At 58.7% G+C, this 11,370-nt stretch carries 9 protein-coding genes; 7 read left to right on the forward strand and 2 right to left on the reverse strand.

The features are described 5' to 3' along the window. Nucleotide 1: 1 nt before the first annotated feature. From fabZ to accA, 6 genes are all read left to right on the forward strand, one after another. The gene (gene fabZ, locus OKC27_RS03355) at nucleotides 2-463 is read left to right on the forward strand and encodes a 3-hydroxyacyl-ACP dehydratase FabZ (RefSeq protein ID WP_005338559.1); all 462 of its coding nucleotides are present in this window, start codon (nucleotides 2-4) and stop codon (nucleotides 461-463) included. Nucleotides 464-468: 5 nt separating this feature from the next. Next, nucleotides 469-1,260 carry an acyl-ACP--UDP-N-acetylglucosamine O-acyltransferase gene (lpxA, locus tag OKC27_RS03360; protein ID WP_182939069.1) on the forward strand — a complete coding sequence of 264 codons (792 nt, stop codon included), beginning with the start codon at nucleotides 469-471 and terminating at the stop codon, nucleotides 1,258-1,260. Then, nucleotides 1,253-2,392, forward strand: a complete 1,140-nt coding sequence (gene lpxB, locus OKC27_RS03365) for a lipid-A-disaccharide synthase (protein WP_182939070.1) — start codon at nucleotides 1,253-1,255, stop codon at nucleotides 2,390-2,392. The genes lpxA and lpxB overlap by 8 nt, the downstream gene beginning before the upstream one ends. 119 nt (nucleotides 2,393-2,511) lie before the next feature. Beyond that, nucleotides 2,512-3,102 carry a ribonuclease HII gene (gene rnhB, locus OKC27_RS03370; protein WP_005343795.1) on the forward strand — a complete coding sequence of 197 codons (591 nt, stop codon included), beginning with the start codon at nucleotides 2,512-2,514 and terminating at the stop codon, nucleotides 3,100-3,102. 38 nt (nucleotides 3,103-3,140) lie between these two features. Then, nucleotides 3,141-6,620 (forward strand): DNA polymerase III subunit alpha, encoded by a 3,480-nt coding sequence (gene dnaE / locus OKC27_RS03375; RefSeq protein WP_182939071.1) that lies wholly within the window; start codon nucleotides 3,141-3,143, stop codon nucleotides 6,618-6,620. Between the two features lie 15 nt (nucleotides 6,621-6,635). After that, nucleotides 6,636-7,586 (forward strand): acetyl-CoA carboxylase carboxyl transferase subunit alpha, encoded by a 951-nt coding sequence (gene accA, locus OKC27_RS03380; protein WP_042657956.1) that lies wholly within the window; start codon nucleotides 6,636-6,638, stop codon nucleotides 7,584-7,586. A 303-nt stretch (nucleotides 7,587-7,889) separates the two neighbouring features. Here the strand turns inward: accA and OKC27_RS03385 are convergent, their stop codons facing one another. Beyond that, nucleotides 7,890-8,072, reverse strand: coding sequence for a DUF3545 family protein (locus OKC27_RS03385; protein ID WP_005338547.1), 183 nt, complete (start codon nucleotides 8,070-8,072; stop codon nucleotides 7,890-7,892). A 158-nt stretch (nucleotides 8,073-8,230) separates the two neighbouring features. Then, nucleotides 8,231-9,181 carry a transaldolase gene (gene tal / locus OKC27_RS03390; protein WP_042058455.1) on the reverse strand — a complete coding sequence of 317 codons (951 nt, stop codon included), beginning with the start codon at nucleotides 9,179-9,181 and terminating at the stop codon, nucleotides 8,231-8,233. A gap of 701 nt (nucleotides 9,182-9,882) precedes the next feature. Between tal and OKC27_RS03395 the strand changes: the two genes are divergently transcribed. Further along, nucleotides 9,883-11,313 carry an alanine/glycine:cation symporter family protein gene (locus OKC27_RS03395; RefSeq protein ID WP_042058457.1) on the forward strand — a complete coding sequence of 477 codons (1,431 nt, stop codon included), beginning with the start codon at nucleotides 9,883-9,885 and terminating at the stop codon, nucleotides 11,311-11,313. The last annotated feature ends 57 nt before the right edge of the window (nucleotides 11,314-11,370 follow it).

The raw sequence follows: 11,370 nt of genomic DNA on the forward strand, positions 1-11,370 counted from the left end.
TTTGACTACTGAAAAGAAGAGCCTGGGTATCCAGGAAATCATGGATCTGCTGCCCCACCGTTATCCGTTCCTGATGGTGGATCGTGTCGACGATTACGAGATCAGCGATGAGCGCAAAACTCTGCGCGCCATCAAGAACGTCTCGTTCAACGAGCCGATCTTCCAGGGGCATTTCCCGGCCAAGCCGGTGTTCCCGGGCGTACTGATCCTGGAAGCGATGGCGCAGGCCACCGGTATCCTGGCCTTTACCATGGTGGGCAAGCCGTCTCCCAACGAACTCTATTATTTTGCCTCAATCGATAACGCTCGCTTCAAGCGCCCGGTCGGCCCCGGTGACCAACTGGTGCTGGACGTGGAGTTCCTGAAAGAGCGTCGCGGTATTGCCAAGTTCACCGGTGTCGCTACCGTCGACGGTGAAGTGGTCTGTACCGCCGAGCTGATGTGCGCCAAACGCGAGGTTTAACACACGTGATCGACCAGACTGCCATCATTCACGATACTGCCATCGTCCATGAGTCTGCCGTCATCGGTAAAGGGGTTGAAATCGGCCCCTTTTCTGTCATCGGCGCCGAGGTGGAAATCGGTGACAACACCTGGGTAGGTTCCCATGTGGTGATCAAGGGCCCGACCAAGATTGGCCGTGGCAACAAGATCTTCCAGCACACCTCCATCGGTGAGGATTGCCAGGACAAGAAGTACGCCGGTGAGCGCACCTTCCTCGAGATTGGCGACAACAACGTCATTCGCGAGAACTGCACCTTCCACCGTGGCACCATCCAGGATCAATCCCTGACCAAGGTGGGCAGCGGTAACCTGTTCATGGTCAACGTCCACGTTGCCCACGACTGCATCATCGGTGACAACTGCATCTTCGCCAACAACGCCACCTTGGCGGGCCACGTGGTGATCGGTGACTTCGTGATCTTTGGTGGCCTCTCTGCCATTCACCAGTTTGGCCGCGTTGGTTCCCACGCCTTCGTCGGTGGCTGCGCCGCCCTGAACAAGGATGTGCCGCCCTACGTGATGGCTGCCGGTAACTACGCCAAGCCATTCGGGGTCAACTCCGAAGGGCTGCGTCGCCGCGGTTATACGCCCGAGTCTATCTCTGCCGTCAAACGCGCCTACAAAGAGATCTTCCGTTCTGGCAAAACCATCGAAGAGGTGCTGCCGGTTCTGATCGAGATGGCGCAAGCCGAACCGGCCGTCCAGCTCTATGTGGACTTCCTCAAAGACAACGAGCGCGGGATCATCCGTGCCTGATCCGGTTCGTATCGGTATCGTCGCCGGAGAAGTCTCCGGCGACATTCTGGCTGCCGGTCTGGTGCGCGAGCTGCAAGCCCGTTATCCGGATGCGCAGTTCGAAGGGATTGCCGGGCCGCGGATGCAGGCCCTCGGCGTCAAGGCGCTGTTCGAGATGGAAGAGCTCTCCGTCATGGGGATCACCGAGGTGCTGGGCCGTCTGCCGCGCATCCTCAAGGTCCGTCGCGAATTGCTGCGCCACTTTATCGCCAATCCGCCCGATATCTTCATCGGCGTGGATGCACCGGATTTCAATATCGGAGTGGAGCTGAAACTGCGCCGCGCCGGTATCAAGACGGTTCACTATGTCAGCCCCTCGGTGTGGGCCTGGCGCCAGAACCGCATTCACAAGATCAAGGCCGCCACCGACATGGTGCTCGCCTTCCTGCCGTTCGAGAAAGCCTTCTACGACCGTTTCGACGCCCCTTGCCGCTTTGTCGGTCACACCATGGCGGACGATATTCCGTTGGTGCCGGATCAGGCTGCGGTGCGTCGCAAGCTGGGCATCGATGCCAATCGCCGCTGGCTGGCGGTACTGCCGGGCAGTCGCACTGCAGAAGTGGGCTTTATGTCTCCTCTCTTTCTCGAGGCGTGCAAACACCTGACGGTACGCTATCCGGATCTCGGCTTCATCGTGCCGCTGGTCAACCAGAAACGGCGCGAGCAGTTTACGGCCATCAAGACCGAAGTGGCACCGGATCTCGGCATGGTGCTGCTGGAAGGGCAGGGCCGCGAGGCGATGATCGCCGCCGACGTGGTGATGCTGGCCTCCGGCACCGCAGCGCTCGAAGCCATGCTGGTGAAAAAGCCGATGGTGGTGGGCTACAAGCTCAAGCCGTTCAGCTACTGGCTGGCCCAGCGACTGGTGAAGACCGAATTTGTCTCCCTGCCCAACCTGCTCGCCGGTCGGATGCTGGTGCCGGAGCTGATCCAGCACGAGTGCACCCCGGAGAATCTGGTGGAAGAGGTGAGCAAGTACTTCGAGCACGACAACAGTGCGCTGGTCAACACCTTCACCGAGCTGCACCAGCTGATCCGCTGCAATGCCGACTCGCAGGCCGCCGACGCGGTGGCGGATCTGCTCGGCAGATAACGCTATTTCGGACCATCGATTGCGCCGCGCCAACCGTTAATCCGTTTTCGAGCGGTGATGCCGCGCCAGTCGAACCCCTGTCAGGCCCCACGGGGCCTGTTTTGATTCAAGGCTACAAGATGATGATCGATATTCCTGACGACAAGCTGGTTGCCGGTGTGGACGAAGTGGGTCGTGGCCCGCTGGTGGGTGACGTGGTCACCGCTGCGGTCATTCTCGATCCCGCCAACCCCATTGTCGGGCTGGCTGACTCCAAGAAGCTCTCCGAGAAGAAACGGCTGGCGCTGTTTGACGAGATCAAAGAGAAGGCGCTCGCCTGGGCTATCGGTCGCGCCACTCCGGAGGAGATCGACGAGCTCAACATCCTGCACGCCACCATGCTGGCGATGCAGCGTGCCGTGGCAGGGCTCAAGGTCACCCCCGAGCTGGTCTTTATCGATGGCAACCGCTGCCCGGCATTGCCGATGGAAGCGCGCGCCGTAGTCAAGGGCGATAGCCTGGTGGCCGCCATCAGCGCCGCCTCGATCCTCGCCAAGGTGACCCGCGATGCGGAGATGACCGAGCTGGACAGCCGCCATCCCGAGTATGGCTTTGCCCGTCACAAGGGTTATCCGACCGCTGAGCACCTCGCCATTCTGGCCGAGCGTGGCCCGCTGCCCGAATATCGCAAGAGTTTCAAACCGGTGCGCCGCGCACTGGGGATCGAGTAGACCATGCCATTTAGTTTGAGCAGCGAGAGGAGATGACGATGGCTGAACCCCGTTTTATCCACCTGCGAGTCCACTCCGACTTCTCCATGGTCGATGGCCTGCAGAAGATCAACCCCATCGTCGGGGCGGCAGCGGCCAACAACATGCCGGCGCTGGCGCTGACCGATCAGATGAACATGTGCGGTCTGGTGCGCTTCTATGGTTCGGCCCACGGCAAGGGGATCAAACCCATCGTCGGTGCCGACTTCTGGGTGCAGAGCGATGAACTTGGCGACGAGCAGTTCCGCCTCACCCTGCTGGCCATGGACAACGACGGCTACCAGAACATCACCCTGCTCATCTCCCGCGGTTACCAGCGCGGTCACGTGCAGGGGCGCCCGGTTATCGACAAGAGCTGGCTCGCCGAGCATGCCAAGGGGGTGATCGTGCTCTCCGGCGGCCGCGAGGGGGATGTGGGCAAGTTCCTGCTCAAGGGCAACCGGCAGATGACCGAGCAGTGTCTCGCCTTCTACCAGACCCATTTCCCCGATGCCTACTACCTGGAGCTGCTGCGTACCGGTCGACCCGATGAAGAGGTCTACCTGCACATGGCGGTGGCCATTGCCACCGAGTTCGAGCTGCCGGTGGTCGCCACCAACGAGGTGGTGTTCCTCTCAGCCGATGATTTCGACGCTCACGAGATCCGTGTTGCCATCCACGATGGCTATACCCTGATGGACAAGCGCCGCCCCCGTCGCTACAGCCCGCAGCAGTACCTGCGCAGTCAGGAGGAGATGGCGGAGCTGTTTGCCGACATCCCAGAGGCGCTGGAGAACACGGTGGAGATCGCCAAGCGCTGCAACGTGACGGTGCGTCTCGGTGAGTATTTCCTGCCGAACTTCCCGACCGGCGATATGACTACCGAAGATTTTCTGGTGGCCAAGTCGAAAGAGGGTCTGGAGGAGCGACTCGAGTTCCTGTTCCCGGACCCCGCCGTGCGCGCCGCCAAGCGCGGCGAGTACGACGAGCGTCTCGACATCGAGCTGAAAGTGATCAACCAGATGGGCTTTCCGGGTTACTTCCTCATCGTGATGGAGTTTATCCAGTGGTCCAAGGACAACGGCATTCCCGTTGGCCCGGGCCGGGGCTCGGGTGCGGGCTCCCTGGTGGCCTATGCCCTCAAGATCACCGACCTCGACCCGCTGGAATTCGACCTGCTGTTCGAACGTTTCTTGAACCCCGAGCGGGTATCCATGCCCGACTTCGACGTCGACTTCTGCATGGATCGGCGCGATGAGGTGATTGAGCACGTCTCCGAGATGTATGGCCGGGATGCAGTCTCCCAGATCATCACCTTCGGCAGCATGGCGGCCAAGGCGGTGGTACGGGATGTGGGCCGGGTATTGGGCCACGCCTACGGCTTTGTCGATCGCATCTCCAAGCTCATTCCGCCGGATCCGGGTATGACCCTGGCCAAGGCGTTCGAGGCCGAGCCAAAACTACCCGAGCTCTACGAGCAGGATGAAGAGGTTAAAGACCTCATCGACATGGCCCGTCGCCTCGAAGGGGTGGTGCGCAACGCCGGTAAACACGCCGGTGGCGTGGTGATCGCGCCCACCAAGATCACCGACTTTGCGCCGCTCTATTGTGATGACGAGGGTCATCACCCGGTGACCCAGTTCGACAAGAACGATGTGGAGTACGCGGGTCTGGTGAAGTTCGACTTCCTCGGTCTGCGCACGCTCACTATCATCGACTGGGCGCTCGGCATGATAAACCCGCGTCTTGCCAAAGAGGGCAAGCCGCCGGTCGACATCGCCGCCATCCCCATCGATGACAAGAAGTCGTTCGACCTGCTGCAGCGCTACGAGACCACCGCGGTATTCCAGCTGGAATCCCGCGGCATGAAGGATCTGATCAAGCGGCTGCGCCCCGACTGCTTCGAAGACATGATCGCACTGGTGGCCCTGTTCCGACCGGGCCCGCTGCAGTCAGGCATGGTGGATAACTTCATCGACCGTAAGCACGGCAATGAAGCGATCTCCTATCCGGACGAGAAGTGGCAGCACGAGAGCCTGCAACCGATTCTGGAACCGACCTACGGCATCATCCTCTATCAGGAGCAGGTGATGCAGATCGCCCAGACCCTGGCGGGCTATACGCTGGGTGGCGCGGACATGTTGCGTCGTGCTATGGGTAAGAAAAAGCCCGAGGAGATGGCCAAACAGCGGGCCGGTTTCGAGGAGGGCGCCATCAAAAATGGCGTCGATGGCGAGCTGGCGATGAAGATCTTCGATCTGGTGGAGAAATTTGCGGGCTACGGCTTCAACAAATCCCACTCCGCCGCCTACGCGCTGGTCTCCTACCAGACCCTCTGGCTCAAGACCCACTTCCCGGCCGAGTTCATGGCGGCGGTGATGACCGCCGATATGGACAACACCGACAAGATCGTGACGCTGGTGGACGAGTGCCAGCGGATGGGGCTGACGGTGATCCCGCCGGATGTGAACACCGGTCGCTATCGCTTCTCGGTCAACGAAGATGGCCATATCGTCTACGGCATCGGGGCGGTGAAAGGGGTCGGTGAAGGCCCCATCGATGCGATCTTGAGCGCACGAGATCAGGACGGCCCGTTCCGAGATCTGTTCGACTTCTGCAACCGGGTCGACATCAAGAAGCTTAACAAGCGGGTGATGGAGAAGCTGATCCTCTCCGGCGCCATGGATCGGCTCGGCCCCCACCGCGCCGCCCTGATGGCGACGTTGGAGGAGGCGATGCGTGCCGCCGAGCAGCACGCCAAGGCGCAGGCTGTGGGGCAGGTCGACATGTTCGGCGTGCTCACCGAAGAGATTGACGACGTCAAGAAGGCGTTTGCCAACGTGCCGCACTGGCCTGACAAGGTGTGGCTGGAAGGGGAGCGCGAGACCCTCGGGCTCTATCTCACCGGTCACCCCATCAACCAGTACAGCAGCGAGTTGCGTCGTTATACCTCGGGTCGCCTGTGCGATCTGCATCCCACCTCCCGCGATACCGTGACCACGGCGGCGGGGCTGGTGATTGCAGCTCGCAGCATGGTGACCAAGCGTGGCAACAAGATGGGGATCTTCACCCTGGACGACCGTTCCGGTCGCCTCGATGTGACCCTATTCAGTGAAGCGCTGGAAAAATATGAAGAATTGATGCAAAAAGACCGCATTTTGGTGGTTTCTGGACAGGTCAGCTTTGATGACTTCTCCGGTGGCCTTAAAATGTCGGCTCGAGAATTACTGGATATCAACGATGCGAGGGAGCGTTTTGCCAGAGCAATCCGCATCTCCCTCGATGAACAGCGGATTGATGATCGCTTTTTCCCGCGTTTGTGCGAGATTTTGGAGCCCGCCCGTGCCGGAGTCTGTCCGGTTCAGGTAAACTATCGTCGCCCCGGCTCCCGGGTGCGATTGACGCTCGGTACCGAGTGGCGGGTGACGCCCACCGATCAACTGATAGATGACTTGCGAGTCCTGCTTGGACGAGAGCGGGTTGAATTGGTTTTTGATTAGAGGTTCTAAGGCCCTATGAGTCTTTTTCTGGATTTTGAACAGCCGATTGCCGAGTTGCAGGCGCAGATTGATGAACTCAAACATGTGAGTGAAGGCAATCACGCCGTGGATCTGAAAGACGAGATCCGCCGGCTGGAGAAGAAAAACGAAGAGCTGACCAAGAAGATCTTCGGTGATCTGGGTGCCTGGCAGGTATCCCAGATGGCGCGTCATCCCCAGCGCCCCTACACCTTTGACTATATCGAGCATATCTTCACCGATTTCGACGAGTTGGCTGGCGATCGCGCCTATGCCGATGACAAGGCTATCGTCGGCGGCATCGCCCGTCTCGATGGTGAGCCGGTGATGGTGATTGGTCACCAGAAGGGTCGCGAGACCAAAGAGAAGATCAAGCGCAACTTCGGCATGCCGCGTCCGGAAGGATACCGCAAGGCCCTGCGTCTGATGGAGATGGCCGAGCGCTTCAAGATGCCGATCATCACCTTTATCGACACCCCGGGCGCCTACCCCGGCGTCGGTGCCGAAGAGCGTGGTCAGTCCGAAGCGATTGCCCGCAACCTGAAAGTGATGGCCGGTCTGACCGTGCCGGTGGTCTGCACAGTGATTGGTGAGGGCGGTTCAGGTGGTGCGCTGGCCATCGGTGTGGGGGATCGCGTCAACATGCTGCAGTACTCCACCTACTCCGTCATCTCGCCGGAAGGGTGTGCCTCCATCCTGTGGAAGAGCGCTGACAAGGCCTCCGTAGCTGCCGAAGCAATGGGCATTACTGCCCAGCGTCTGAAAGAGCTGAAACTCATCGACAATATCGTCGAGGAGCCGCTCGGCGGCGCCCACCGCGACGTGGAAAAGATGGCCAAGCGTCTGAAAGACCGCATTCAGCAGGATCTGAACGCTCTGCGTCCGCTCGAGACCGAGCAACTGCTGGAACAGCGCTACCAGCGTTTGCTGGGCTACGGTTACTGCTAAGCGCAGCCTGACCTTGAGCATCCAGGCCCCCGTCATCGACGGGGGCTTTTTATTGCTGATGGCCTGTCTTGCGGTGAGTGCCCCAACACGCCCTGAAACGACGCAGGTCTGCATGGGCGGGTGAGGGGAGGGGTTGCCGTTGGCGAGGGCGGTCAGAGAGCAGGAAGAGGAGGGCTGTGCGCTTTGTCTGTCGCCGGTCTGTCTCTTGTCTGCAGTTATCCCGTGGCATCGCTTGCGGTATCCGATTTCGGCATAAAAAAGCGCCCCGGCTGTGCGGGGCGCTTTTACAGGTGTCTGGCGGTATTACAGTTCAATCTCGTCTGTAAGACCTTCATAGGCGATATCGATGGATTGCAGCTCCTTCTGCAGGCGATGCTTGTCTTTCAACGCCTCGATCTCACGCCATTTACGTTTTTTTCCCGTTGTCCCGCGGCTACGCGAACCGAGTTCAACCACCTCGTCATAATCGAAGTTGAACATTTCCATGGCTCCCTCCTTGGTTTTTATCGTTTTCACCACCCGTATAACATAACGAATCTGAAATTAAAACGTTTTCGTGACGACTCTATGACAGAGCTAGAAAAGCCCATGAAAAAAACCGGGCCCCTTGGTAGGGGCCCGGTTTTTTCAGAAAAAAGAACAGATTACAGGCGGCTTGCCAGCATGGTTTCCAGCTTGCCCTGGTCGATGGCGAACATGCGGATGCCTTCGCCCAGCTTCTCGTGGGCCATAGCGTCCTGGTTCAGTTCCCAGCGGAATTCGGCTTCGGTCATCGGAGTCGGCTTGGCTTTGCGCTCACCGGTGTAGTCCAGTTTGCGAACCACGGCGCCTTCGGTCTTGCTCAGCTCTTCCAGCAGGGCCGGGCCAATGGTCAGGCGATCGCAACCAGCCAGTTCCAGGATCTCGCCGGTGTTGCGGAAGCTGGCGCCCATCACCACGGTCGGGTAGTCGTGCTGCTTGTAGTAGTCATAGATGGCGGTGACGGATACCACGCCCGGATCTTCGCTGGCGGTGTAGTCACGGTTGTGCTTGGCCTTGTACCAGTCGAGGATGCGACCCACGAACGGGGAGATCAGGAAGGCACCGGCTTCGGCACAGGCACGGGCCTGGGCGAAGGAGAACAGCAGGGTCAGGTTGCACTGGATACCCTCTTTCTCCAGTACCTCGGCGGCACGGATGCCTTCCCAGGTGGAGGCCAGCTTGATCAGAATGCGGTCGTTGCTGATACCCGCTTCGTTGTAGAGACGGATCAGCTTGCGTGCTTTGGCGATGCTGGCAGCGGTATCGAAGGAGAGACGGGCATCCACTTCGGTGGAGATACGGCCCGGAACGATCTTCAGCACTTCCAGACCGATGTTGACGGCCAGCTTGTCGCCCGCGTCGATGATTTGCTGTGCCTTGTCCTGGCTCTGGGCTTTGGCCCAGTTGATGGCGTCTTCGATCAGCGGAGCGTACTCGGGGATCTCGGAGGCCTTCAGAACCAGAGAGGGGTTGGTGGTGGCATCGATGGGCTGATAGCGTTTGATGGCTTCGATATCACCGGTGTCGGCAACAACAGTGGTCAGGGCTTTCAGCTGGGTTAATTTATCGGCCATAGCGAATATCATCTCTTAATGAGGGAATCATCCCTGGGTTGCGGGCTTGAGACGGTGGTTCTGAAATAAAATTACAGGATCTTGGTGCCTCAGGCTCAGAAAAGCGCGATGGGGGCGGCCCATCGTCATTGCCTGCCTAATTAATACTTATGTGGTGCATCCTGCAATAGGGGCGCTTGGTTGTTAAATATTCAGGCTGGCCATTCATTCCGTTTCAATGAGCTAAAGTTGATGATTTATAAGGTTTTTTATCTTGTTTCTGCAGGCTTTTCCGGTTTGCTTCCGGCTCAACTTTTTTAGCCAATATCCATATTTGTGTCATCGATCACACAAATTGTCCTGTTGCGTACTTGAAATTTAATTACAGAGAAAACGTTTGGTGAAATATCCCCGTTTGAAAGCCATTTCAGGCAAGCGTTTGCGTTTTCGGATAACTCATCAGGGATATATCAAAGTGGTTCTCTTATGGGGCTTAATGGTGGCCTGCCTGATTAGATTATTGAGTTTGTTGAAAGTTTGCGATTTAAATGGAGCTTTATGGGCTTTTACCGTTCGTTTTTTGTGTCCCGAGTGATCGGGATCACTATTCCGGGCTCTCCCGCTGTGCTAGATTCCGCCCCTTTAGCGAAACGCTAATTAAACGACAGACAGAAAACGGTCAGCGCAGACTGACCATGGATGTGAATAACAACGAGAGAATTATGGACACCTTGATTGCGATGCTAAACGACCTGATGTGGGGAGCCGTGCTCATCTACCTGCTGATCGGGGTCGGTATCTTCTTCACCTTCAGACTGGGTTTTATCCAGATCCGTCACTTTGGCCACATGTTTTCCGTGCTGAAAAACAGCCGCAAATCGGACAACGCGGGCATCTCCTCTTTTCAGGCTCTCTGTACCAGCCTCGCCGCTCGTGTCGGCACCGGCAACCTGGCCGGTGTGGCCGTCGCCATCTATCTGGGTGGCCCGGGTGCCATCTTCTGGATGTGGCTGATCGCCTTTATCGGTATGGCGACGGCGTTTGTGGAAAGCACCCTGGCCCAGCTCTACAAGGTCAAGGATGAGGATGGCAACTACCGTGGTGGCCCGGCCTACTACATGGAAAAGGGCCTCGGCATGCGCTGGATGGGGGTGCTCTTCTCCCTCTGCCTGATCCTGGCATTTGGTCTGGTGTTCAACGCGGTGCAGGCCAACTCCATCAGTCTGGCGATGAAGGTGGCGTTTGGCATTCCTGACTGGGTCAGCGGTCTGGCGCTGGTGGCGCTCTCCGGCCTGATTATCTTCGGCGGCATTCGTGGCATCGCCCGTTTTGCCGAGCTGGTGGTGCCCTTTATGGCACTGGCTTACATCCTGCTGGCGCTGGTGATCGTGGCGATGAACATCACCGAGCTGCCCCATGTCTTCATGCTGATCATCAAGTCCGCCTTCGGGATTGAACAGGCGGGTTCCGGTGCGCTGGGTTATGCCATCTCCCAGGCGATGATCAATGGCATCAAGCGCGGTCTCTTCTCCAACGAAGCGGGCATGGGCTCTGCGCCCAACGCCGCGGCGACCGCCACTCCCTATCCGCCGCATCCGGCCTCTCAGGGTTATGTGCAGATGCTGGGGGTCTTTATGGACACCATCGTCATCTGCAGCTGTACCGCCGCCATCATCCTGATGTCCGGTCAGTTTGAGCCGGGCTCCGGCGTGACCGGTGTCGAGCTGACCCAGCGGGCGCTCTCCTCCCAGATTGGCAGCGGCGGCAACATCTTCATTGCTGCGGCCATCTTCTTCTTCGCCTTCACCTCTATCGTGGCGAACTACTCCTATGCCGAGACCAATCTGGTGTTCCTCGAGCACAACCACAAGGGCGGTCTGATGCTGTTCCGGGTGTTCGTGCTGGGGATGGTGATGTTCGGTGCCGTGGGTGAGTTGCCGATTGTGTGGGCGATGGCGGATGTCTCCATGGGGCTGATGGCCATCGTCAACCTGGTGGCGATCCTGCTGCTCTCCAGCGTTGCCATCAAGCTGGCCAAGGATTACAACGACCAGCTCCGGTTGGGCAAGGTGCCCACCTTCGATGCCAACAAGTACCCCGAGATCCGCTCCCAGCTGGAAGAGGGGATCTGGGACAATCCGACCAAAAAATAACAAGCGGTGAGTCAGACCTTGAGTCAAACCTCTTGAGTCAAAACTGAGGGGGGGAGC

Source organism: Aeromonas sp. QDB62, assembly GCF_027705695.1.
Classification (GTDB): domain Bacteria; phylum Pseudomonadota; class Gammaproteobacteria; order Enterobacterales; family Aeromonadaceae; genus Aeromonas; species Aeromonas allosaccharophila.

What these genes read in the sequence shown, in the direction of transcription:
- accA (WP_042657956.1), top strand. Translation starts at nt 6,636, where the DNA reads ATGAGTCTTTTTCTGGATTTTGAACAGCCGATTGCCGAGTTGCAGGCG.
- dnaE (WP_182939071.1), top strand. Translation starts at nt 3,141, where the DNA reads ATGGCTGAACCCCGTTTTATCCACCTGCGAGTCCACTCCGACTTCTCC.
- OKC27_RS03385 (WP_005338547.1), bottom strand. Translation starts at nt 8,072, where the DNA reads ATGGAAATGTTCAACTTCGATTATGACGAGGTGGTTGAACTCGGTTCG.
- OKC27_RS03395 (WP_042058457.1), top strand. Translation starts at nt 9,883, where the DNA reads ATGGACACCTTGATTGCGATGCTAAACGACCTGATGTGGGGAGCCGTG.
- tal (WP_042058455.1), bottom strand. Translation starts at nt 9,181, where the DNA reads ATGGCCGATAAATTAACCCAGCTGAAAGCCCTGACCACTGTTGTTGCC.
- rnhB (WP_005343795.1), top strand. Translation starts at nt 2,512, where the DNA reads ATGATGATCGATATTCCTGACGACAAGCTGGTTGCCGGTGTGGACGAA.